We start from the raw sequence: 23,546 nt of genomic DNA, 5'->3' as shown, positions 1-23,546 counted from the left end.
ACGGTGCTGAATGAGCTCTTCGCGATTCTTCTCCTGGGCGCTCAAGGCCTATCTGGCGGTCTTCTTCGCCTACCTCTTCCTGCCGTTGTTGATCATGGCGGCTGCGACGTTCAACGAGAGCCGCTTCCCCACCGTCACGCCCTGGACCGGAACGACCCTGCGCTGGTTCTCGGCGCTGTGGGCCGACGGAGGGATGTGGGATTCGCTGGCCAACAGCCTGCTGGTCGCCGTGGGGGTGCTGTGTCTGGCCCTGCCCATCGGCGTGGCCAGCGCACTTTTCCTGACCACGGTGGAGGGTCGTGGCAAGTCCTTCATCTACGCGCTGATCCTGTCGCCACTGCTGACGCCGGGCGTGATCATCGGTATATCGACGCTGATTTTCTGGCGTGACTGGGGGGTGAACGGGGGCATCGTTTTGACCATCATTGCTCAGAGCGCATTCATCGCGGCCTATGTCATGCTGATGGTGGCGGCCAGACTGCAGCGCTTCGATCGCACGCTCGAGCGCGCGGCGATGGATCTCGGGGCCAGCCAGTGGCAGGTGTTCCGCCGCATCCTGCTGCCATACCTCAGGCCGGCCATCCTGTCGGCGGCGGTCTTGGCATTTCTCCAGTCGCTGGAGAACTACAACACCACGCTCTTCGTTGCCGGCTATGACACCACGCTGACCGTCTACATCGCCTCCAAGGTCCGCACCGGCCTGACCCCGGCGGTCAATGCACTGGCGCTGGTGATGATCCTGTTCACGGTGGGCCTGGCGGTGATCTACGAGCTCAAGCGCCGTCGCGAGGCCGCCAGGCGAATGGCCTGAAGCGGCTCGCACGGTGGAAGTCGCTCACTGACGGGTCAATCTGACCAGTCGATGGCGCAGCTCCGGGTCGAACAGGGCTCGACTGCGCATCTGCGTTAGTCGCAACGACTCGTCGTAGAACAGTCTTTCGTTCTCGACGCGTAGCCAATCCTGCTGTTCGAGCGTCTCCAGCATGCCGCTGAAAAGTCGCTTGTCGAAGAACTCCGGTGCGTTGAGCCCCGACAGCAGTGTCAGGCGCTCGGCCAACTGACGGCTGTGCTCCTCGAGCGCCTGCCGGGTCAATTCGCCGCTGGGGTAGCGCAACAGCGAGGCCAGCAACAGGTAAGCGCGCTCCAGGGTGGGTTGCACCGGTTGCCCCAGCAGCCTCAGGTGCTCGCTGGATTCGAGGTGGCCGGGCTGCCGGCGCCAGCCGTTGTCGGTGACTTGCAGCAGGTCTTCCTCGGTCAGCGCCGAGAGCGTGGCCTTCAGACGCTCGCGTGGATCGACCGGAGGGGCGAAATAGAGCTCGTTGGCCAGCAGCGGCCAGGCCGGCGACAGCAGCGCATCGAGATCGTCCAGCGTGAAGGCCGCGTTGTTGCGAAAGGCGAACGCCACCAGCCCCAGGTGCATGAACAGGTGCAAGACGTTGTTGCGATACCAGGTCAGCAGCGTCGCTTGTTCCGGGCGTGCGGTAACCAGTTCGCCCAGGGCCTGTGGCTGTCGTGTCACGAAGCCCAGACTCGCCACATGCTCGATCCAGTCGGCCGGTTCGCCTGCCGGCAGTTGGCAGTGCCGGCTGCCGGGCAGGCTGCGCTGCAGCTTGACCAGCAGGCCGATGTGATGGGCCAGAAGATCGGACTCGATGGTGTGATGGGGCGTCGCCAGCAAGGTCATGGCGACCAGCGAGACGGCATTCAGGCTGGCAGCGTCGTTGATCCGCCGGGCTAGCGTTTTCCCCAGCAATGGCACCGCGCGATTCAACCACGCCGGACGCGCCGAAACCGGATCGTCCTGCCAGCCCGGAACGGTCTCGTTCAGGAACTCTGCCAGCGACAGTGGTTCGCCAACGCTGACGGTGACCCGTCCGTGGGGCTCGCGCAGATGCTTCAGCACGCGGAGCAGGTCGAGGGGCGACTCCTTCTTCTTCTGGCCGCCACGCAGCTCGCGTAGATAGCTATTGCTCTCCAGGACGCGCTCGTAACCGACGTGAACCGGCACGAAGGCGACATCCCGGATGGCGTCGCGAGCGAACGAGCGCAGCGTCATGGCCAGCATGCCGGGGCGGGGCGACAGCATTCTTCCGGTGCGCGAGCGGCCGCCCTCGATGAAGTACTCCACCGGATGACCACGCGCGATCAGGCGGTGAAGGTATTCGTTGAAGACCGCGGCGTAGAGCCGGTTGTCCTTGAAGCTCCGGCGCAGAAAGAAGGCGCCGCCACGACGCAGCAGCGCGCCGATCACCGGCATGTCCAGATTGCGACCGGCGGCGATGTGTGGCGGCATCAGCCCCTCCCGATAGAGCACGTAGGAGAGCAGCAGGTAATCGATGTGACTGCGGTGGCAGGGGACGTAGATCAGTGTCCGCTCGCCGGCTATCGCCTTGACCGCGTCCAGACCGTACACGTCGACGCCTTCGTAGAGCCGGTTCCACAGTCGCTTGAGCAACTCGTAGAGGAAGCGCATGACCGGATAGGACATGTTGGAGGCGATCTCGCGCGCGTAGCGCTCGGCTCGCCGCCGCTCGCGGGCCGGGGTGCTGCGGTCGGCCGTGACGGCCTCCTGAATGGCTTCCCGTACCGGACGGCTGTCGACCACCCCGCGCATCAGCGTCCGGTGGTGGGAGATATCCGGACCCAGCACGCGTGCGCGAATGCGCCTGAAGTGGACCCGTAGCACGCGGGCTACCTTGCGTTGGGTCAAGGTGACCTCGGGGTCGTCGATCAACGGTCTCAGCCGGATCGGCTCGCCGAAGTGCGCTTCCAGGTGGCGGCCGTTGACGATCACCGACAGCAGGCGGCGTAGTCGCCCGCTCCAGGCCCAGTCGTCGGCGGCCAGCATCTTCCAGAAACCGAAATCCTTGCCCGGCGCCCGACTCCAGAAGACGCTCACCGGCACCAGCTGCGCGTCCAGTGTGGTGTCGGCCTCGAGCGCATCCAGCAGGTGCTGCAGGTGAGTCGAGTGCTGGCCCTGGATCGCGCCGAGTCTGCCTCGCAGACGGGGCAGGGCAAAGCAGCCGGGGAGCGAGACATGGCCGAATTGATGCCACTGGCCGGCGTCGGGAAGATCGAGATCGCGGCTCAACCGGTCGATGGCGATCTCATCGGTCAAGGCGGTGCGGGCAATCACGTAGAGCGTGGGGCACGTGGCGTCGAGCCGGAATGATTCCGGCTCGACCAGGCGAAAGGCGAGCCAGCGATCGAGCAGACGGCTGGCCAGACGGTGCCACAGCCGTTGAAGTCCCATGGATGCCTGCATCGGCGCCATTTCTCCCGCAAATCCCCGAGTATAGCGATATCGTCGCGGCGCAGCGACGACAGGATCGGCAGGCTTTCCCTGAAACGCCAAACGTGCGTCAATCGGCAGCAACCAGGGAGGCGCGGTTCATGCAAGCGACATGGAAGGATGGCAATCGATTCGAACTGCTGCCGGAAGGTAAGCGTTTCTGGCCGGCCATGCGGGAAGCTATCGAGGGCGCCCGCCACCATTTGTGGGTCGAGCTCTACTTGATGGAGTCGGGAACGCTCGCGGATCGTTTCATCGAGCTGCTAGTCGCGGCGGTGTCTCGCGGGGTCGAGGTCAGGCTGATGCTCGACGGCGTGGGAAGCATGGGGCTGTCGCGCAGCGACCGGCAGCGGTTGCGGGAAGGTGGCGTCGAGCTGAGGTTCTTCAACCCGCTGTCGGTGACGCGGCTGGGCGGCAATCTGATGCGCGACCATCGCAAGCTCGTGATCGTTGACGGCGACACCGCCTTTACTGGAGGTTTCGGGATCGTCGACGAGTTCATCGACGCCTGGTACGAGGTCGCGGTGCGCATCCAGGGGCCGGTCGTCGGGGACTGGATGCGGCTGTTCGTCCACGTCTGGGACTCGCCGTTGACCCGGGGGGAGGGGGCTAGAACGCGCCTGGCACCGTCTCTGCAGGCCCTGCCGCCGCCCGAGCCGTCGGCCGACGGCATGCGCGGCCGAGCGATCTGGGGCCGAGGGCATCGCTACCAGGCCATTCGTGTCTCGCTGCAGAGCCGGATCGGCACCTCCCGCCGCCGGCTATGGCTGTGCACACCCTACTTCGTGCCGACGCTCAGTCTTCGCCGCGCGCTGGCACGTGCGGCGCGGCGCGGTATCGATGTGCGCCTGCTGCTGGCCGGCGGTCATCACGACCATCCCGGAGTTCGTTATGCCGGTCAGCGATTCTACGGCCGGTTGCTCAAGGCGGGGGTCAGGATTTATGAGTTTCAGCCCAATTTCATTCATGCCAAGTTCAGCGTGATCGACGACTGGGTTTCACTGGGCTCGTGCAATTTCGACCACTGGAGCCTCCAGTGGAATCTCGAAGCCAATCAAGAGATCGACAACGCGGCGTTTGCCACTGAAGTGGCCAAGCTTTTCGAACGCAACTTCGCCACCAGCCGGCGCATCGATGCCGCGAGCTGGGCGCAGCGCCCATGGTGGCAGCGGGTGAAAGAGTGGCTGTTCGGAACGCTCAACGCCTGGGTCACGCGTCTCAAATAGGCCTCGACGAACTCAGCGCTTGCCGCCGCGCTTGCGGTTTCCGACACGCTTCGTCCTGGCCATGCCCTTGCCTTTCGGCGGCTCCGCCGGGATCCGGAAATGCAGGTAGAGATCGAGCGCCAGCTCGGCCAGTTGCCCGGCAAGGGCGGAAAACTGCGCTTCGTCGGCCACCATCTCCGCCATTTCGGGCTCGTCGTCGAACAGCCCCGACAGCGCCATGAACGGTAGCAGCAGGGCGGCCACATGGGCTTCATCCTGAGAGAACCATGCCGCCTCGTCCACGAACACGCCTTGCATGAAGCCCGCGGACCAGTCCTCGATGGCGGCGACCATCTCCCCCTCCTCGTCCAGTTCCGTATCGAAAGGCAATTCGATCCGGTGGCCACGCTCCATGATGCTGCCGGCGTTGGTCTTGAGCGCTTCGAGCAGGCCCCGAATCTCGTCGCGTTCGGCGTCATGCGCGAACGGCGGTTCGCCCTCGAACAGCTCGGCAAGCCAGATGTCCGGGGGAATCTCGCCGGGAGAGACCGCCAGCGCGATCAGATAGCCGTGCACACCGATCAGGTCGGGCGCTTCCTCGCCGAGGCGTTCGGAGGCCAGGTAATCGTCGAGCCTGGCCAGGGCGTCATCGTCCAAGGGGGACTGGCTGTCGATGGCGTCATCCTGGGCTTCGGGCATGTCACTCTCCGGGGCGTGATGGCGTTGGCGGGCTGGACGCCCGTGAATGTCGTCGGCATTCTATCACCCCATGACGAATCTGCGTTCTTCCTCTCCCGCGCCCGCACTCGGGGAAAGCGATGCCCAGGCGCTGGCTGCGCTCGACACGGCGGCGCTTGAAAGGCGGCTCTTGCGCCAAGCGGATGCGGCCTGGCAGCTGGCGCGGGAAGTGCACCCGGCGCTGCCCCGGCCTCGGATCTGGTTCGATCTACGTGGACGCAGCGCGGGGCAGGCCCATTACCAGCGTGGTGGGCTACGCTTCAACCGGACGCTGCTACAGGAGAATCGGCAGGCTTTCATCGATGAGATTGTGCCTCACGAGATGGCCCACTGGCTGGTGTTCCATCTCGAGGAGGGGAGGCAGGCCCGCCCCCACGGGCACGAGTGGAAGACGGTGATGCGGAATCTCTACGGTCTGGCGCCAGTCGTTACCCATCGCTTCGACGTGGCGCGTGCCAGCCCCGCGCCCTATCTTTACCGCTGCCGTTGCGAGACAGTGCACCGCTTTACCGGTCGTCGCCATTCGCAGGTACTGAAAGGCACCCGCTATCGCTGCCGTCACTGCCGAGCGCCGCTGAGCTTCGTCCACCGGGAACCGCCCGAGTAGCGCGTCCGTTGTCCGGTCTGGCGACAACTACCCCACCCATCTCCTCCCATCGCCATGCCGGCGGGATTGGCGCGATGTCGCAAGTTGGTCGAAACTCGGTGATACGAAGGTCTAATAGGGGGTGGCCGGTGCCGCCGTTATATGCTGACTGACCGCGCAGGCGAGGGTCTATCACATTGAGTCGACTAGGCTTTCATCGTCGAATGGGTTCGAACGAAGGGGGGTTGGAGCATGAGCGAACAGCAGCGCATATATCCTGTCGATGAGCGCTTGGCAGCCGATGCCTGGATCGATCGCGATCGTTACCAGAAGCTCTATCGCCAATCGGTGGAAGATCCCGAAGGGTTCTGGCGGGAACAGGCCGACAGCCTGAGCTGGAGCAAGAAGCCTGCCACCATCAAGAATACGTCGTTCGCCTCCAATAACGTCGATATCCGCTGGTTCGAGGATGGCGAGCTCAATGTCGCCTACAACTGCCTCGATCGTCATCTGGATTCCCGTGGCGATCAGCCGGCGATCATCTGGGAAGGCGACGACCCCGAAGATCACAAGACCCTCTCCTATCGCGAGCTGCATCAGCGCGTGTCGCAGCTCGCCAATGGTCTCAAGTCCCTGGGCATCAACAGGGGAGACACGGTCACGCTGTACATGCCGATGGTACCGGAAGCGGCGATGGCGATGCTGGCGTGTGCCCGGATCGGTGCGGTGCATTCGGTGGTGTTCGGCGGGTTCTCCCCGGACGCACTGGCGGGACGCATCGTCGACTCCCAGTCTCGCGTCGTGATCACCGCCGACGAGTCGGTACGCGGTGGCAAGCAGGTGCCGCTCAAGGACAATGTCGACGCGGCGTTGACTCGGGAGGGTACCGATGTGGTCGAGTCGGTGCTGGTCGTCCGGCGCACTGGCGGTGACATCGAATGGCACGAAGGTCGTGATCGTTGGTTCGACGATGTCGTCGATCAGCAGTCCACCGATTGTCCCGCCGAGACGATGAACGCCGAGGACCCGTTGTTCATCCTCTACACCTCGGGCTCGACGGGAACGCCAAAAGGGTTGAAGCACACTTCAGGCGGTTATCTCCTCTATGCCGCACTGACCCATCGCACGGTTTTCGATTACCACGAGGGCGAGGTCTACTGGTGCGCCGCCGATGTCGGCTGGATCACCGGGCACAGCTATATCGTCTATGGACCGCTGGCCAACGGTGCCACCACGCTGATGTTCGAGGGCGTGCCGACGTATCCGTCCCATGGGCGCATCGGCCAGATCGTGGACAAGCACAATGTCTCGATCCTTTACACGTCGCCGACCGCGATTCGATCGCTGATGGCGCATGGCGAACATATCATGGACGACAGCCGGCGCGACTCGCTGCGGATTCTCGGCTCGGTCGGGGAGCCGATCAATCCGGAGGCCTGGGACTGGTTCTATCGTGTCGTCGGCAACGCTCGTTGCCCGATCATGGACACCTGGTGGCAGACCGAGACCGGCGGCCACATGATCACGCCGATGCCGGGCGCGACCGATCTCAAGCCGGGGTGCGCGACCAAGCCGTTCTTCGGCGTTCAGCCGGCCTTGGTCGACAACGATGGCAAGCGCCTGGAGGGCGCCACCGACGGCAATCTGGTGATTCTCGACTCCTGGCCCGGACAGGCTCGCTCGATCTGGAACAACCACGACCGCTTCGTGCAGACCTACTTCTCGACCTACGAAGGCGTCTACTTCACCGGTGATGGCTGCCGTCGCGACGAGGATGGCGACTACTGGATCACCGGGCGCATCGACGACGTTCTGAATGTGTCCGGCCACCGCATGGGCACGGCGGAGATCGAATCCTCGCTGGTCGCGCACCCACATGTGGCCGAGGCGGCCGTGGTCGGTTACCCGCACGACATCAAGGGGCAGGGCATCTATGTCTACGTCACGCTCAACGACGACGTCGAGCCCAGCGATGAATTGAAACAGGAACTCAAGCAGTGGGTGCGCAAGGATATCGGTCCCATCGCCACCCCCGACGTGATCCAGTGGGCACCGGGGCTACCGAAGACCCGTTCCGGCAAGATCATGCGCCGTATCCTGCGCAAGATCGCCGCGGACGAGTGCGACGGCCTGGGCGACACTTCGACGCTGGCCGATCCAGGGGTGGTGGAGGATCTGATCGAAAATCGCCATGTTCGCTCCTGAGACGACCTGCCAGGGACCAGAAGGGCATGGGTTTTCCGGTCAGCCAGGTAACAACTATATGACTAGTTAATATGGGGCATGACAGCTTATTTTGACTGATGATTGTCGTTCGGTCGTCTTGAAAGAGGCTTTCCTCACGGTGCTTTTGCTGCCACTCCGAAGGGAGGGAAGCGCGCCAGCTTTCCGGGACGACCGAACTTTTTTTTAGCCGCTCGACACGTTCCTACCTACCGACTATCGCGGGATTTTTCCCGCGTTGATTTGAGGCTTGGGATTCCACGATCGCATGGGGTAACATGCCGTTAATCGATAGTTGGATTATTTTGTCCAGATGGCGATAGTGAACCGGCTATCTCGCCACATATCTCGACAGCGCCGGAGGAGAATCAATGGCTTTTGCCCAGAAATTCATCGTTGCCGATGACCACCCACTCTTCCGGGCAGCGCTCAATCAGGCATTGCGTCAGGTGTCGCCGCAAGCGGAAATCGTCGAGGCGGACACCATGGAAGCGACGACGGAGGTCGTCACTCGCCATCCCGATGCCGATTTGATCCTGCTTGACCTGCACATGCCCGGCGCTCACGGATTTTCAGGGCTCATCCAACTTCGCGGTCAGATGCCGGATATCCCGGTAACCGTGGTATCGGGCAGTGAAGAGGTGGATGTCGTTCGTCGCGCCATCGACTACGGTGCCTCGGGTTTCATTCCCAAGTCCGCTTCGCTGGATACCATTGCCGAAGCCATTGGCGAAGTGCTCAAGGGCGAGGTCTGGTTGCCCCCGGAACTGGCCGATGCCATGGGAGAGGGCAGCGAGGAAGATGCCCGCTTCGCCGAGGCGATCGCATCGCTGACGCCGCAGCAGTTTCGGGTGCTCAACATGTTGACGGAAGGTCTGCTCAACAAGCAGATCGCGTACGAGCTCAACGTGTCGGAGGCGACCATCAAGGCACACGTGACCGCGATATTGCGCAAGCTGGGGGTCCACTCTCGGACTCAGGCCGTCATCGCCGCCCAGAAGTTGGAGATCGAACCGCCCAAGGTGACCGACAACTGAGACCCTTGTCTTCCGGGGCTTTCCGAGGCCGTCGCGTCCCCAGGGATCGGCGGCTTTCTCGTTTCATAGCGAACTCCCCGTGCCTGGGCTAGCGGACGTGGGCTGCATTGGATGGGAAGTTGCTGCCATCGCAGGTGCTGTCTCGCCGCCCTCCATCGTGACTCGTGATCGTTCGGCGGGGATCACCCGGGCTCGATAGAGTGCCCTTCCCATCAGCAGCAGTTCGATGCTCGCGAACAGCAGCAGACTATAGCCGGTCAGCTCCGTTATCTCTTCCGCCGCATCCTTGACGATCCGCAGATAGTGCTCGCCCATCAAGGTGTGCCACAGTTCGCTGCGCCCGTAGAGACGCGAGAAAACGTAGGTGGTCAGGAAACCGCCCGCGAACAGTCCGAAGCCCAGGCTATTGCTGACTTGCGCGAACTCCTCGAGAAAGTCGTGCCGAGCACGGATCGTTGCGAAGATCGCCGGCAGCCCGACCAGTGCAACCAGGCACTCCCAAGCTCCGTCGAAAACGTAGGTATCCAGCCACAGGTCATTTTCGCGAATCAGAGATATCGTGAAGAACGCTCCCATCAGCAGGCTGATCGAGCGCAGCACCCGGTAGCGATAGCGTAGGTACCCCATCGCGATGAGGCAGATCAGCAGCAGCACCGCTTGGGTCAGTTCGGTCAGTGATGTCTCGCTAAAGTTGGGGGCTCCAACATGCCTGGCATCGATCATCAGGACCGCTTGCATGAGCCCCACGAGAAAGAGGATGTAAGCGCCCGCTCTCGCGGAAACGGCGCCAAAAGAGAACCCGGTCATATTCCACGCCTGCGAAAATTGATAGCCGACTAAGAATATCAGGCTTAAGTTTCTTAAGAAACGGCGTTTGACCGGTTTTTTAAGATTCTCTTAATCTTATGGGGCGAGTCCCACGCCCAGTTCGGCGGCTTCGATGCCCGCGATGGCAGCCTTCTCGTCATTCTCGGAGCTATCCCCGCTGACGCCGACCGCGCCGATGACCCGCTCCTGCGAGTCCAGAATCAGTACACCCCCGGCAACGGGAATGAATTCCCCTTGGGAGGCCGCCGCTACGGCCGACAGGAACGCCGGACGCGACTCGTTGCGCTGACCGATGGTTCCGCTGGAAATACCGTAGCCCAGCGCCGCCCTTGCCTTGCCGTGCGCTACCGCCAGGCGCAGCGTGGCGCAGCCGTCGGCTCTGTCGCAGCTCAGCGGGTGTCCGCTGGTATCCATGACCGTTACGGTAATGGGGTTCATTGCCTCTGCCTCGGCATGGGCCAGAGCGGCGTCGATGATGCGGCGAGCCTGGGCCAGCGACAGGGTCTGGTGAGTCGGGTAGACGTTACGCATTCCATCGTTCTCCTTTTTCTGTTTTGTATTCATAATTCATTTCGGGTGGCGCTATCCATGCGCCATTGGGAGAATAGGGAAAACGAACCCGTCATGAGCGCCCCATGATCAAGATTCAGCAGAGTACGTTATACGGCGAGGCGGCAGCCCGTATCCGGGACATGATCAATGAAGGTCAACTGCTTCCCGGCACCCGCATTCCCGAGAAAAAATTATGCGAGCAGTTCGGCATTTCCCGAACGCCACTCCGGGAAGCGCTGAAGGTCCTGGCGTCCGAGGGCATGGTCGAACTCCTGCCCAACCGCGGCGCCCGAGTGGTGCGGTTGACCCGACAGATGCTGGAAGAGACCTACAGCGTGATGGGGGCCCTGGAGGGGTTGTCCGGAGAGCTGGCCTGCCGCTACATATCCGAAGCGGAGGTCGCCGATATTCAGGCGCTGCATTACCAGATGATGGCGCACTACAAGCGCAGGGAAATTCGTCCCTATTTCGAGTTCAACCAGAGGATTCACGACGCGATCATGCTGGCGTCTCGAAACGAGGTGCTCCGGGAGACTCATGCCAGCTTGAACTATCGAATTCAGCGTGTGCGATACGCCACCAACATGACCGATGAGTACTGGAAGCAGGCCGTGGCCGACCACGAGGCCATGATCGACTGCTTGCTGGACCGTGACGGCGAGCGCCTGGGCACCATTCTCAGGGAGCACCTGCGTCACAAGCTGGTGGTGGCGGCGGCGAGCGGCGTGATCGACGACGATCGCACCGATCCCTGCTGAGTTCCACCTCAATCGGGGCGCAACAGTTGCCGGCGCCCCGGTAGGCCGGCACTGAAAGCCGGCGGCAACCGCTCGCTCCCGCGGTTCGCCGAGACCGCGTGAACCGTCACCGACGCCGGCCCATTCCCACCTTCGGTCGGCTTTCACCTCGCGCTAGTGCTGGCGCCCGTCGAGGTCTCTCCCGAGCCTTGGGTGGGGCGCATCCGATTCTTGTCGGTCCGCTTTTCTGCTTCTGTTGGTCATCTCCCGACTCCGGCTCCCACTCCGACCCCAGCCCCGACCGCGGGTCGATGAGTCGAACGGGGTCGTCGCGAGTGTCGGCGTCGTTCATGACGATCACTCGAGCGGAGTTCATGGCATTGGTGACTACACGGCATGTCCGTGACTCCCGACGGCTGGGCCCACCCCGATGGTGAGACTTTACGCCAATAGACAAATGTTGGATTGGTTGCAAATGAATTATGAATTCATAATTCGATGGCGGGATCCCGAGGTGCTCGCGTTGCGGGGTATCGGCCGAGCGTTGCCACGAGTCGGACGGCGCTTTCTCGGTCCATCGTTCAGGCGAGCCAATATAAAAAGACAGAAGGACGCCAGTGATGAAAAGTCTCAAGGTTGGACTGGTAGCGCTCGCGCTGTTGGCCGGGGTCGGCCACGCCAGCGCTCAGGAAATCCAGATCAAGTTCGCTCATGTCGGCGAGCCGGATTCGCTCTTCGCCGATGTCGCCCAGGAATATGCCAAACGCGCCAATGAGAAGCTGGCGGGCGAGGCCAAGGTGGTTGTCTACGGCTCGAGTCAGCTCGGTGGCGACTCCGAACTATTGAAGAAACTCAAGTTGGGCACCGTCGATCTGGCGCTTCCCTCGACCGTGATGAGCAGCGTGGCGCCGCAGTTCGCGCTGTTCGAGATGCCGTATCTCATCGCCGATCGCGACCATATGGCCAAGGTCCGCGACGAGGTGGTGAGGCCTCAGCTCTACCCGGTCGCCGAGAGTCGCGGTTACCACATCATCGGCGTCTGGGAGAACGGCTTCCGCCAGATCACCAACAACGTCCGTCCGATCAAAACGCCGGCTGATCTTTCCGGCATCAAACTGCGCGTGCCGCAGGGCGTGTGGCGGGTCGAGATGTTCAAGAGCTACGGTGCGAACCCGTCACCCATGGCGCTTTCCGAGGTGTTCGTCGCCTTGCAGACGGGCGCAATGGATGGCCAGGAAAACCCGCTGGTCCAGACCTACGCCTCGCGTCTGCAGGAAGTGCAGAAGTATCTTTCGCTGTCCGATCACATCTATACCCCTGCCTTCGTGACCGCCGGCATGAGCTGGAACCGGTTGCCCCAGCATGTCCGTGACGTGCTCCAGGAGACGGCCGTGGAGATGGAACCCTATGCGCTGGAGCAGGGGGCGAAACTCGACGAGGAGACGCTCGCCAAGATGCGTGATGCTGGCCTGCAGATCAACGAGGTCGATCGCCAGGCCTTCATCGACGCCTCCAAGCCGGTCTACGACAAGTTCATCAAGGACGTCGACGGCGGTCAGGAAATGCTCGACAAGGTGCGTGAACTGCAACCCGCCAGTTAACTCGCGCGTCCGGCCGCGCCCGGTAGATCGGGCGTGGTCGGGCGGCGGACGAAGGAGCCGCCTGTGAAAACCCTGAATACGCTGCGCGATGGTTTCAGCCGCCTGCTCGAGGTCATCGTCGTCATCAACATGCTGATGCTGGCGGGCATCGTCATCGTCGGCTTCCTCTCGCGGTTGGTGGGATCGCCCTTCACCTGGTACGACGAGGCCGCCTCGATCAGCCTGGCCTGGTTGACCTACTACGGAGCGGCACTGGCTGCGGCCAAAGGCGCGCACATTGCCTGCCCCAGCATCGTCAATGCCTTTCCGCCGAAGGTGCGGCTACCGGTCGCGCTGATGGGGGAGACGGTGACCATCGCCTTCTTCGTGCTGCTGGCGGTGACCGGTTGGCAGGTCGTCCACATTCTGGCGGGCTCCACCATGATCAGCCTGACCAGCGTCTCGTTGCAGTTCACCCAGTCGGCGCTGCCGATCGCCTCGATCCTGTTCATCATCGCCGAGCTGCTGCGCCTGCCGGAAGTCATCCGTCAGGCGCGTGGCGAAGGCTTCGTCGATCATGAGCTGGAGGAGGTGGGGCTGAGCCCGAACATGGCAAGTCAGTCCGACGCAGGGAGTGCGACACGATGATTCTGGCTTTGATGTTTGCAGGACTGCTGCTGTTGATCGTGCTCAACGTGCCGATCGCCATCGCGCTCGGGCTGGTGGGGGCCGTGGCGGTGTACTCCAGCTACGGCGTCTACGCGCTGCCCAACATCGGGCTGACCATGTTCGAGGGCGCGACCAACTTCCCGTTGATTGCCATACCCCTGTTCATCCTGGCCGGGGCGATCATGAATGCGTCGAGTATCTCGCGTCGCCTGATCGATTTCGCCGCCTCGCTGGTCGGTTTCGTCAAGGGCGGCCTGGCCATGGTCACCATCGGCTCCTCGATCTTCTTCGCCGAGATTTCCGGCTCCGCGGTCGCCGGCGTTTCCGCCCTGGGCAGCCTGCTGATCCCGGCAATGAAGAACCGGGGGTACTCCAAGGAGTTCGCCGCGGCAATTTCCTCTTCCGCCGCGAGTCTGGCGATCATCCTGCCGCCCTCGATCCCGATGATCCTCTACGCGGTGATGTCGGGAGAGTCGGTGGTCAAGATGTTCGTTGCCGGCATCTTCCCGGGATTGCTGGGGGCGCTGGGCCTGGCTGTCGTCTGCTACTTCCTGGCACGCAAGCACAACTTCCCTTCCGAAGGGCGCTTCCAGGCCAGCCGGGTGTGGAAGTCGTTCAAGGAAGCGATCTGGGCGTTGCTGATCCCGGTGATCATCCTCGGTGGGATCTTCGGTGGCATCGTCACTGCCACCGAGGGGGCGGCGCTGGCGGTGGTGGTCGCCATCTTCATCAGTGCGGTGGTCTATCGCGAGTTCTCGTTGAAGACGCTGTGGAAGTCCTGCCTGGATGCGGGCATCCAGACCGCCGTGGTGATGCTGCTGGTCGCCAGCTCCGCGCTGGTGGGCCTCTACCTCACCGAGTCCCAACTGCCGCAACAGCTGGCCCACTCGATTGCCGGCCTGACCGACAACAAGTACGTGATCCTGGCGCTGCTCAACATCATCTTCCTGATCCTGGGGATCTTCCTGCACTCGGCGGCGGCGATCATCCTGGTGGTGCCGATCGTGCTGCCACTGATCATCCAGGTGGGCATCGATCCGCTCCACTTCGGCCTGATCGTCACCCTCAACCTGGCCATCGGCCAGCAGACCCCACCGGTGGCGAGCGTACTGATCGCGTCTTGCTCCATCGCCAAGGCCGATATCTGGCGCACGACGCGAACCAATCTCTGGTTCCTGGGTGTGCTGTTCGTCGTCCTGCTGTTCAACACCTACGTCCCGGATTTCGCACTGCTGCTGGTGCACCTGATCTACGGCAGCTGAGACCGGAAACCGACCAAGCTGGAGACTCGTCACCATGACCCGAGAGGATTCGATTCGCTGTCACAAGCGCGGTGCGATCGGCTGGATCCGCTTCAACCGGCCCGAGGCCCGCAATGCCATGACCTGGCACATGTACGAGACCATGCATCAGGCCTGCCGGCGGTTCGACGAGGATGAAGAGGTCAGGCTGATCGCCTTCCGCGGCGAGGGGGGTGAAGCTTTCGTCGCGGGTACCGATATCAAGCAGTTCGCCGAGTTCAAGGGGCCCGAGGATGGCATCGACTACGAGCGCCGGATCGACCGCATGATCGGCGGCCTCGAACAGCTCGCCACGCCGACGGTGGCGCTGCTAGATGGCTACTGCATCGGCGGCGGCGCGGCCATCGCCCTGGCCTGCGATTTCCGTTATGCCAACGAGAACCTCAAGTTCGGGATTCCCATCGCCAGGACCCTGGGCAACTGCATGTCGATCACCAACGTGTCGAGGCTGGTCGACCTGATCGGCATACCGCGCACCAAGCGGGTGCTGATGCTGGCGCAGACGATCGAGACCGAGGAGGCATCGTCCATCGGTCTGATCGACGCCGTCGTCGGGAGTGAAGCCCTGGACGAGGCGGCCGAGAAGCTCGCCGAGAAGCTCTCCGGCCATGCGCCGTTGACGATGCGAGCCGCCAAGAGCTGCATCAACCGAATCCTGGAGGAGCGTCGACCCGCGCATGACGCCGCCGATGACCTGATCGCGCTCTGCTATACCAGCGACGACTTTCGCGGTGCCGTCAGGCGCTTCGTCGACAAGACGCCATACACCTGGCAGGGCCGCTAGGCGCCAGCGCCGGCACCCCGTTCCCACACGCCGACAAGCGCGGATGCCGAACCCGTCCGCGGTGGGAACGTGCGCGCCCGACCTGTCACGCCAGTCGCAGCCGTGCTGCTCGCCATTCGAAGGCCGTTAGGGGGAATCGCCATGTTACCGTTGGAAGGCATGAAAGTACTCGACATCTCGCAGATCATGGCCGGCCCGTACTGCACCATGGTGCTGGGGGACATGGGCGCGGACGTGATCAAGGTGGAGAAGACCAATGGCGGCGACGACAGCCGTCAGATGGGCCCTTACGTCAATGACGAGTCCACCTGTTTCGCGCAGATCAATCGCAACAAGCGCAGCATTTCGCTCAATCTCAAGGAGCCCGACGGGCTGGCGCTGTTCTACCAGCTGGCGAAGGAAGTGGACGTCGTGGTCGAGAATTATCGCCCCGGAGTGACCCAGTCGCTGAAGATCGACTACGACACGCTCAAGGAGATCAATCCCGGCCTGGTCTACTGCTCGATATCCGGCTACGGCCAGACCGGGCCTTATCGGCGCAAGGGCGGCTTCGACCTGGTCGCCCAGGGGATGACGGGACTGATGTCGATGACCGGCGAGCCGGGGCGACGGCCGCTGAAGACCGGGGTCGCGGTCTACGACATCGGGGCCGGGATCACCGCGATCTACTCGATACTGGCGGCCTACATTCACAAGCAGAAGACCGGCGAAGGGCAACTGGTCGATGTCGCGATCGCCGAGTGCGGCCTGCCGTGGTTCACCTGGGAAGCGGCTGCTTACTTCGCGGAGGGGCGGGTCCCGCAGCCGACCGGGTGGCGGCACCGTGTTTCCGCGCCTTATCAGGCGGTCAAGGTCCGGGACGGCTACATGATGCTGGGGTGCGCCAACCAGCGTACCTGGGAGCGGTTCTGTCACGACGTGCTGGCACGTCCCGACTTGACCGAGGATCCTCGCTTCCTCACCAACAGCGATCGCGGTCGCAACGTCGACGTCCTGGAGTCATTGCTGGAGGAGCTGATGTGCACGGCCGACACCCAGCACTGGTTGAGCCGATGCGACGAAGCCGGGGTGCCGGCGGGGCCGATCAACGACTTTGCCCAGGCGATGGATGATCCGCACTACCGGGAGCGGGGAATGGTCCAGGAGCTAGACCATCCCGTGATCGGGCGCATGCAGACCATTGGCTTCGCCAGCAAGCTGTCGGCGACGCCCCCCCAAATCCGACGCCCGGCGCCGGTCTTCGCGCAGCATACCGAAGAGGTCTTGGCCACGCTGGGGGTGGAAGGGGAGCGTCTCGCCGCCCTGCGCGAGCGCGGTGTCGTCCGCTGACGCCGCGCTCGCGCCACCGTCAGTCGTCAGCGCCTGTGAGTGGGGCGGTCTCCTGGGATCGTCTCGCTTCCTCCTCCAGCCAATCGTGAACCGCCTGGACCCGGCGGTCGTCCAGGGCGCCTTGCTGGTAGACCAGCCCGTAGCGCTTGCCGGTGGCGACCGAGCCGGCGAATGGCGCGATCAGGCGGCCGCTGGCCAGTTCATCGCCGATCAGCGTGCGCCGGGCGATCGCCACGCCCATGCCGGCGATCGCCGCTTCGACGGTCAGCTGGTTGCGGTTGAACGTGTACCCCCGCCGGACATTGACCCGGTCGCCACCGATCGCCCCCAGATAGTGTTCCCACTCGGCATAATCGTGGCTGCCACGCCAGGCCGTCACGTCGTGCAGCAGGGGGTAGTAACCCAGCGCCTCGGGATGCGTGAGTGGCGGCCTTCTCCTGAGCAACTGCGGTGAGCAGACGGCAAAGATTTTTTCGTCGATCAAGGCGGTTGTCTGAAGGCCGGGGTAGTGGCCGTCGTTGAGATCGATGGCCAGATCGTAGCCACCGTCGAGCAGCGAGAGGTTGCTGTCCTCGGCGGTGATGTGCAGATCGATATCGGGGAAGCGGGCCTGCAGCCGCGGCAGCCTCGGCATCAGCCACTTGGCCAGGAACGAGGGCAGGCAGCGTAGCCGCAGCACGCCGCTCATGACACCGCCACGCAGGCGGTCGACCTCCAGGCCGACGGCTTCGTAGGCCTGCGACACGGCGCCCGCCAGGCGTTCACCCTCCTCGGTGAGCGCCAACTGCCGCGGCAGGCGTCGAAACAGCCGGAATCCCAGGCGCTCCTCCAGCTGCTTGATCTGCTGGCTCACCGCGCCGGTGGTCACGTGCAGTTCCTCAGCCGCACGGGTGAAGGAGAGATGCCTGGCGCTGACGGCAAAGACCTTCAGCCAGGCGTGGGTCTGAGCGTTGAGAGACTGGGTCATGATTTAGCCTGACTAAAACCCCGGGCAGATATATTCGATTGAGACCGGTTTAACTGGCGATCACACTGAAGTCAAACTACATCGAGTATCGATTCTCGTAACGACGCTTTCTGATTCCAGTGCGACGCCTCCAGGGGGACGACCATGACCTTCAGCGTGTTTGACCTGTTCAAGATCGGCATCGGGCCCTCCAGCTCGCACACCGTGGGGCCGATGCAGGCCGCCCATACCTTCGTCACCACGCTGCGCGAGCAGGCGCTGCTGCAGCCCGTCAAGCGGGTGACTGTCACCCTCTATGGCTCGCTCAGCGCCACCGGCAAGGGCCATAACACCGACAGCGCGGTGCTCGGCGGGTTGATGGGCGAGCAGCCGGTGAGCGTCGATCCCGACGAGCTGGCGCTCAAGCTCGCCGCCGTCGACCGCGATCATCAGTTGTCGCTGGCCGGCTTGCACAGTATCGACTTCGATCCCGCCCGCGACGTCGAGTGGTGCGACGAGATCCTCGAGTATCACACCAACGCGTTGCGGCTGGTGGCCAGCGATCGCCGCGGCGCGACGGTCTACGCCAACACCTACTATTCGGTCGGCGGCGGTTTCGTGGTCGACGAGGAGCAGGCCGAGCATGGCGAGAGCGCCACTCGCGGCGTGCGCCTGCCGTTTCCGTTCCGCAATGCCGTGGAGCTGCTCGAGATCTGTCGCCGCGAAAAGCTGTCGATCAGCGAGGTGATGCTCGCCAACGAGAGCGCCTGGCGCGGCGAGGCCGAGACCCGTGCCGGCCTGTGGCGCATCTGGGAGGCGATGAAGGCCTGCGTCGATAGTGGCCTGGATCAACAGGGCGTGCTGCCGGGCGGTCTCAACGTGCGTCGACGTGCGCCGAATCTGCACCGGCGCCTGATGGCGCTCGACGACGACAAGGGGCTGATCGCCAGCACTTTCTCGGCGATGGATTGGGTCAACCTCTTCGCCCTGGCGGTCAACGAGGAGAACGCCGCCGGGCGGCGCATGGTCACCGCCCCCACCAACGGCGCCGCGGGGATCGTCCCGGCGGTACTGCACTACTACATGAAGTTCCAGCCCGGGGCGTGCGAGAAGGACGTGGTGCGCTTTCTGCTGGCGGCCGCCGCGATCGGCATCCTGTGCAAGACCAACGCCTCGATCTCCGGCGCCGAGGTCGGCTGTCAGGGAGAAGTGGGTTCGGCCTGCGCGATGGCCGCGGCGGGGCTGGCCGAGCTGCTGGGGGGGAGCCCGGCGCAGGTCGAGAATGCTGCCGAGATCGGCCTCGAGCACAACCTGGGACTGACCTGCGATCCGATCGCCGGGTTGGTCCAGGTACCCTGTATCGAACGCAACGCCATCGCCTCGGTCAAGGCGATCAATGCCGCCCAGATGGCGCTGCGCGGCGATGGCGAGCATTTCGTTTCCCTCGACAAGGTGATTCGCACCATGCGGGATACGGGGCGTGACATGCAGGACAAGTACAAGGAAACGTCCCGTGGCGGTTTGGCTGTCAACACCATCGAGTGTTGAACCTCCGGGGGAGACGGTCTGGTATTTCCGGCCCTTTGCCAAGCCGTAGACCCTGACACGTGATAACGACAATCGCCGCTAGCTGTGCCAATATCGACCTCCTGAATCAGGGCCTGACACGGTGGCCCAGGAAGCACGTAACAAGGGCAAGGGTCATGAGCCAAGACAGTTGCATTATCTGTCATTTCAAGCACTACGGTGAGCTTTCCGATAACGACGAGGCCCTGCTGGCCGAGCTCGAGCAGAGCCCGACGGAAATCAAGGGCGACCAGATACTATGGCAGGAGGGTGATATCGCCCGTGAGTTCTGCACCCTGAGCAAAGGCTGGGCGTACTCCTTCCGTCACATGGAAGATGGCTCCCGTCAGATTCTCGAGATCTACCTGCCCGGCGATATCATCGGCCTGAGAGAGTTCGCCTTCAAGGAGCGGCTGACCGGCGTCGCCATGCTCGAGGATGGTGTCGTCTGTCATTTCCCGCACCGCCGGTTGATCAATGTCTTCCGCGAATCGCTGACCCTGTCGGCCATCTTCTTCGCAATCTCTTCGCACCAGCAGGCGCTGCTGACCGAGCGACTCGTCAACCTCGCTCGCCGCAGCGCGCGCCAGCGACTCGCGCATCTGATCTACGAGATGTACGTAAGGCTGGATCGCACCAAGGCTCGCCAGGGCAACAGCATCCGGTTGCCGCTCTCCCAGCAGCACCTCGGCGACGCCCTGGGATTGTCGTCGGTGCATGTCAGCCGCACGCTGACCGCGTTCCGGGAAGAGGGGCTGCTGTTGCGCTCGCGCCAGCGTGTGGAACTGCCCGATCCCGAGGCGCTGGCGCGGGAAGCGGAATTCGGCGATGCCTACCTCAACGACGGTATCGATCACTTCTTCCACCATTGAGTCGACGGCCCACGAGGTGCCGGGTCGGGCTGTTGCCGGCCCGGTTGGCTCGCAGTGACGGCGCGAATCGCTAACCGGCGGCAATCGCTTCCGGCAGCCGCGTGGCCAGGAAATCGACCAGTAGACGTATCTTTGAGGAGAGCTGGCGGTGGCGGGGATACACCGCCCACACGGCGGTGTCGGTGAACTGGTAGCGGTCCAGCACGGCCGTCAGTTGGCCCTGGCGGATTGCCGTTTCCACGTAGTAGTCCGGCAACTGGGCCAGGCCGATGCCCTTGCATGCGGCATCCAGCAGCGCCGGCCCCGAATTGCCCCGCCAGTTACCCTCCACGCGAACCTCCCGCTGACGGCCATCGACGCTGAACAGCCAGCTATCCCGCGATCCGACCAGGCAGTTGTGGTGCGGCAGCTCGGACAGACTGTGCGGCGTCGGATAGCGCTGGAAATAGGCGGGGGCGCCGACGACGTATTCGCGACGCTGGCACAGCCGCCGCGACAACAGGCTCGAATCCCTGAGCACGCCCATTCGAATCGCCACGTCGAAGCCCTCGTCGATCAGCTCGACCGTGCGATTGGTGAAGTGAAGACGCACGTCGAGCTGCGGGTAACGACATTGGAAGTCGTTGACCAGCGGCGCGATGAAGCGCTCCCCGAACGTGGTGGCGCAACTGATGGCGAGCCGCCCCTGCGGCTGGGACTGCAGTTCGTTGAGTGCGGCTTCGGCTTCCTTGAAACCGTCCAGCAGCGATCGGCAGTGTTCGTAATACACGGCCCCGCCATCGGTCAGCCGAATCTGGCGCGTGGTCCGATAAAGCAGCGGCGTTCCCAGGTCCTGTTCGAGTTGGCTGACCAGCCGGCTGACATGGGAGTTGGAGACCTTCAACGACTGGGCGGCGCGCGAGAACGTGCCCAGCCGAACCACGGCAACGAATGCCTCGATACCATCCCAGCGTGACATGCAGTCCCTCATCTCCGCGTTGCAGATCAATTATTGTTGCATGGCAACAATCATCTGCGAAATGCCTGGTTTATTGCCTGGCGGCGTGCGCCTAGACTGAGACTGGAAAGCGCCGCCATGGCGCCGGCTGGATGTCGAGCGACCCATCGAAGTTCCTCAAGCTCATAGTGGAGACCTGATATGAAATCGCGTGCCGCAGTCGCCTGGGAAGCAGGCAAGCCGCTCTCGCTGGAAGAGATCGATGTACAAGGCCCCAAGGCGGGCGAAGTAATGGTGCGCATGGTCGCCACCAGCGTCTGCCATACCGACGCTTATACGCTCTCCGGCAAGGACCCCGAGGGCCTGTTCCCGTCGGTGCTGGGCCATGAGGGCGCCGGGGTCGTCGAGGAAGTGGGCGAGGGGGTCACCAGCCTGAAGCCGGGCGATCATGTCATCCCGCTCTATACCGCCGAGTGCGGCAAGTGCAAGTTCTGCCTCTCGGGCAAGACCAACCTGTGTGGCGCGGTGCGTGCGACCCAGGGCAAGGGGCTGATGCCTGATGGCACGACCCGCTTCTCGAAGGATGGCACCTCGCTGCATCACTACATGGGCTGCTCGACCTTTTCCGAATACACCGTGCTGCCGGAGGTGTCGCTGGCCAAGGTTTCCAAGGAAGCGCCGCTGGACAAGATCTGCCTGCTCGGCTGCGGTGTCACCACCGGGATCGGCGCGGTGCTCAATACCGCCAAGGTCGAACCTGGCGCTACGGTCGCGGTATTCGGGCTGGGCGCGATCGGCCTGGCGGTGATCCAGGGCGCACAGATGGCCAAGGCGTCGCGGATCATCGCGATCGATGTCAACCCGGACAAGTTCGAGCTGGCGCGCCAGTTCGGCGCCACCGAATTCGTCAATCCCAAGGATTACAGCGATCCGATCCAGCAGGTGATCGTCGATCTGACCGATGGCGGTGTCGATTACTCCTTCGAGTGCATCGGCAATGTCAACGTGATGCGCTCCGCGCTCGAGTGCTGCCACAAGGGATGGGGCGAATCGATCATCATCGGTGTCGCCGGTGCCGGCGAGGAGATCTCGACGCGGCCGTTCCAACTGGTGACCGGCCGGGTCTGGAAGGGCTCCGCCTTCGGTGGCGTCAAGGGCCGCAGCGAGCTGCCGGGCTATGTACAGCGCTACATGGATGGCGAGATCAAGATCGACGAGTTCGTCACCCACGACATGGCCTTCGACCAGATCAATGAGGCGTTCGAGCTGCTGCATGCGGGCAAGAGCATCCGCACCGTACTGCACTATTGATACGGGCCCGGAACTGCCCGATTGATACGGGCCCGAAGCCGCCCGAGTGACACGGGTCTGAAACCGGACGTGATGCGTGCCCGAAGCCGCGCGAAAGGCATTTGAATTATCGCGCCCGAAGCCGCGCGAACCGCGTCCAATCCGCCGGCGGTGATACTGCCGGCGCTGCCAGGAGAAAACCATGTCGATGAGTGAGCAGTTGGAGCTGGTCTCGGCCACCAAGAGTTTCGGTGGCTGGGTCAAGCGTTACAAGCATTACTCCCGGGCGCTGGATTGCGACATGATCTTCGCGATCTACCTTCCGCCGCAGGCCGAAGAAGGGCGCGTGCCGCTGATGTGGTGGCTCTCCGGCCTGACCTGCAACGACGAGAACTTCATGCAGAAGGCGGGGGCGCAGAAGACCGCCGCCGAGCTGGGCATTGCGATCGTCTGTCCGGACACCAGTCCCCGCGGGCTGGACCTGCCCGGCGAACACGAGAGCTACGATTTCGGCTCCGGCGCGGGCTTCTACCTCAACGCCAAGCGCGAGCCGTGGTCGAAGCATTATCGGATGTACGACTACGTGACCGAGGAGCTGCCCTCGGTCGTACGGCTGCACTTCCCGGTCAATGGCCGCGAGTCGATCAGCGGTCATTCCATGGGTGGCCATGGCGCACTGGTGCTGGCCCTGCGACAGCCTGGACGCTATTCGGCAGTGTCGGCATTCGCGCCGATCGTCAACCCGACCCAGGTGCCCTGGGGGCAGAAGGCGTTCGAGAACTACCTGGGCGACGATGTCGGTCTTCGCACCCAGTATGACGCTTGCGAACTGGTCGCCAAGGGCTCGTCGCGCCAGCCGCTATTCATCGACCAGGGGGAAGCGGACAACTTCCTCGAAGATCAGCTCAAGCCCGAGCGGCTGGAAGCGGTGTGCGAGGAGCACGATCACCCGCTCACGCTGCGTCGCCACCCCGGTTACGATCACAGCTACTTTTTCATCGCCAGCTTCATCGACGAGCACCTGCGCTATCACGCCGAGAGGCTCTACGCCAAGCGCTGAGCGCGATCACGGTC

The 23,546-nt window shown here is 63.3% G+C and carries 21 protein-coding genes; 15 read left to right on the top strand and 6 right to left on the bottom strand.

Going from position 1 to position 23,546, the window contains the following annotated elements:
* Window positions 1-10: 10 nt before the first annotated feature.
* The gene (locus DOM54_RS13350; RefSeq protein ID WP_110716812.1) at window positions 11-811 is read left to right on the top strand and encodes an ABC transporter permease; all 801 of its coding nucleotides are present in this window, start codon (window positions 11-13) and stop codon (window positions 809-811) included.
* Window positions 812-835: 24 nt separating this feature from the next.
* Here the strand turns inward: DOM54_RS13350 and plsB are convergent, their stop codons facing one another.
* Window positions 836-3,265 carry a glycerol-3-phosphate 1-O-acyltransferase PlsB gene (gene plsB, locus DOM54_RS13345; RefSeq protein WP_240613898.1) on the bottom strand — a complete coding sequence of 810 codons (2,430 nt, stop codon included), beginning with the start codon at window positions 3,263-3,265 and terminating at the stop codon, window positions 836-838.
* Window positions 3,266-3,393: 128 nt separating this feature from the next.
* Here plsB and DOM54_RS13340 point away from each other — a divergent pair, with 128 nt between their 5' ends.
* Window positions 3,394-4,518, top strand: coding sequence for a phospholipase D-like domain-containing protein (locus DOM54_RS13340; protein WP_110716810.1), 1,125 nt, complete (start codon window positions 3,394-3,396; stop codon window positions 4,516-4,518).
* Between the two features lie 12 nt (window positions 4,519-4,530).
* Here DOM54_RS13340 and DOM54_RS13335 read toward each other — a convergent pair whose 3' ends face one another.
* Window positions 4,531-5,196, bottom strand: coding sequence for a YecA/YgfB family protein (locus DOM54_RS13335; RefSeq protein WP_110716809.1), 666 nt, complete (start codon window positions 5,194-5,196; stop codon window positions 4,531-4,533).
* Window positions 5,197-5,242: 46 nt separating this feature from the next.
* Here DOM54_RS13335 and DOM54_RS13330 point away from each other — a divergent pair, with 46 nt between their 5' ends.
* From DOM54_RS13330 to DOM54_RS13320, 3 genes are all read left to right on the top strand, one after another.
* Window positions 5,243-5,842 carry a SprT family zinc-dependent metalloprotease gene (locus DOM54_RS13330; protein WP_240613897.1) on the top strand — a complete coding sequence of 200 codons (600 nt, stop codon included), beginning with the start codon at window positions 5,243-5,245 and terminating at the stop codon, window positions 5,840-5,842.
* Between the two features lie 231 nt (window positions 5,843-6,073).
* Window positions 6,074-8,026: an acetate--CoA ligase gene (gene acs / locus DOM54_RS13325; RefSeq protein WP_110716808.1), complete on the top strand. Its 1,953-nt coding sequence runs from the start codon at window positions 6,074-6,076 to the stop codon at window positions 8,024-8,026.
* 389 nt (window positions 8,027-8,415) lie between these two features.
* On the top strand, window positions 8,416-9,081 hold the full coding sequence (locus DOM54_RS13320) for a response regulator (protein ID WP_110603058.1): 666 nt from the start codon (window positions 8,416-8,418) through the stop codon (window positions 9,079-9,081).
* 63 nt (window positions 9,082-9,144) lie between these two features.
* Here DOM54_RS13320 and DOM54_RS13315 read toward each other — a convergent pair whose 3' ends face one another.
* Both DOM54_RS13315 and DOM54_RS13310 read right to left on the bottom strand, forming a co-directional pair.
* Window positions 9,145-9,819, bottom strand: coding sequence for a hypothetical protein (locus DOM54_RS13315; RefSeq protein WP_206019104.1), 675 nt, complete (start codon window positions 9,817-9,819; stop codon window positions 9,145-9,147).
* Between the two features lie 165 nt (window positions 9,820-9,984).
* On the bottom strand, window positions 9,985-10,440 hold the full coding sequence (locus DOM54_RS13310) for a GlcG/HbpS family heme-binding protein (RefSeq protein ID WP_110716807.1): 456 nt from the start codon (window positions 10,438-10,440) through the stop codon (window positions 9,985-9,987).
* A 104-nt stretch (window positions 10,441-10,544) separates the two neighbouring features.
* Here DOM54_RS13310 and DOM54_RS13305 point away from each other — a divergent pair, with 104 nt between their 5' ends.
* The 6 genes from DOM54_RS13305 to DOM54_RS13280 all read left to right on the top strand — a co-directional run bounded on the left by DOM54_RS13305 (window position 10,545) and on the right by DOM54_RS13280 (window position 16,861).
* Entirely contained in the window at window positions 10,545-11,219 is a 675-nt protein-coding gene (locus DOM54_RS13305; RefSeq protein WP_110716806.1) for a GntR family transcriptional regulator, read from the top strand.
* A gap of 599 nt (window positions 11,220-11,818) precedes the next feature.
* Window positions 11,819-12,799: a TRAP transporter substrate-binding protein gene (locus tag DOM54_RS13300; RefSeq protein WP_110716805.1), complete on the top strand. Its 981-nt coding sequence runs from the start codon at window positions 11,819-11,821 to the stop codon at window positions 12,797-12,799.
* 63 nt (window positions 12,800-12,862) lie between these two features.
* Complete coding sequence (locus DOM54_RS13295; protein WP_240613896.1) at window positions 12,863-13,426, top strand: TRAP transporter small permease; 564 nt, start codon at window positions 12,863-12,865, stop codon at window positions 13,424-13,426.
* Entirely contained in the window at window positions 13,423-14,709 is a 1,287-nt protein-coding gene (locus DOM54_RS13290; RefSeq protein ID WP_206019103.1) for a TRAP transporter large permease, read from the top strand. The genes DOM54_RS13295 and DOM54_RS13290 overlap by 4 nt, the downstream gene beginning before the upstream one ends.
* Before the next feature lie 34 nt (window positions 14,710-14,743).
* Window positions 14,744-15,532, top strand: a complete 789-nt coding sequence (locus tag DOM54_RS13285) for an enoyl-CoA hydratase/isomerase family protein (RefSeq protein WP_110716804.1) — start codon at window positions 14,744-14,746, stop codon at window positions 15,530-15,532.
* A gap of 141 nt (window positions 15,533-15,673) precedes the next feature.
* Complete coding sequence (locus tag DOM54_RS13280) at window positions 15,674-16,861, top strand: CaiB/BaiF CoA transferase family protein (RefSeq protein ID WP_110716803.1); 1,188 nt, start codon at window positions 15,674-15,676, stop codon at window positions 16,859-16,861.
* A gap of 19 nt (window positions 16,862-16,880) precedes the next feature.
* Here the strand turns inward: DOM54_RS13280 and DOM54_RS13275 are convergent, their stop codons facing one another.
* Window positions 16,881-17,828 (bottom strand): LysR substrate-binding domain-containing protein, encoded by a 948-nt coding sequence (locus DOM54_RS13275; protein ID WP_110716802.1) that lies wholly within the window; start codon window positions 17,826-17,828, stop codon window positions 16,881-16,883.
* 144 nt (window positions 17,829-17,972) lie between these two features.
* On the opposite strand from DOM54_RS13275, the gene DOM54_RS13270 reads away from it, so the two are divergent.
* Window positions 17,973-19,355: an L-serine ammonia-lyase gene (locus tag DOM54_RS13270; protein WP_110716801.1), complete on the top strand. Its 1,383-nt coding sequence runs from the start codon at window positions 17,973-17,975 to the stop codon at window positions 19,353-19,355.
* A 155-nt stretch (window positions 19,356-19,510) separates the two neighbouring features.
* Window positions 19,511-20,245, top strand: coding sequence for a Crp/Fnr family transcriptional regulator (locus DOM54_RS13265; RefSeq protein ID WP_110716800.1), 735 nt, complete (start codon window positions 19,511-19,513; stop codon window positions 20,243-20,245).
* A 70-nt stretch (window positions 20,246-20,315) separates the two neighbouring features.
* On the opposite strand, the gene DOM54_RS13260 is transcribed toward DOM54_RS13265, so the two are convergent.
* Window positions 20,316-21,203, bottom strand: a complete 888-nt coding sequence (locus DOM54_RS13260) for a LysR family transcriptional regulator (protein ID WP_110716799.1) — start codon at window positions 21,201-21,203, stop codon at window positions 20,316-20,318.
* A gap of 180 nt (window positions 21,204-21,383) precedes the next feature.
* Between DOM54_RS13260 and DOM54_RS13255 the strand changes: the two genes are divergently transcribed.
* Together DOM54_RS13255 and fghA are read left to right on the top strand one after the other, a co-directional pair.
* Window positions 21,384-22,493, top strand: coding sequence for an S-(hydroxymethyl)glutathione dehydrogenase/class III alcohol dehydrogenase (locus tag DOM54_RS13255; protein ID WP_110716798.1), 1,110 nt, complete (start codon window positions 21,384-21,386; stop codon window positions 22,491-22,493).
* Window positions 22,494-22,674: 181 nt separating this feature from the next.
* On the top strand, window positions 22,675-23,532 hold the full coding sequence (fghA, locus tag DOM54_RS13250) for an S-formylglutathione hydrolase (protein ID WP_110716797.1): 858 nt from the start codon (window positions 22,675-22,677) through the stop codon (window positions 23,530-23,532).
* Window positions 23,533-23,546 lie beyond the last annotated feature (14 nt).

Source organism: Salinicola acroporae, assembly GCF_003206615.1.
Lineage (GTDB): Bacteria > Pseudomonadota > Gammaproteobacteria > Pseudomonadales > Halomonadaceae > Salinicola > Salinicola acroporae.
The sequence above is the reverse complement of the archived record's forward strand: the minus strand, read 5'-3'. Positions and strand labels throughout refer to the sequence as shown.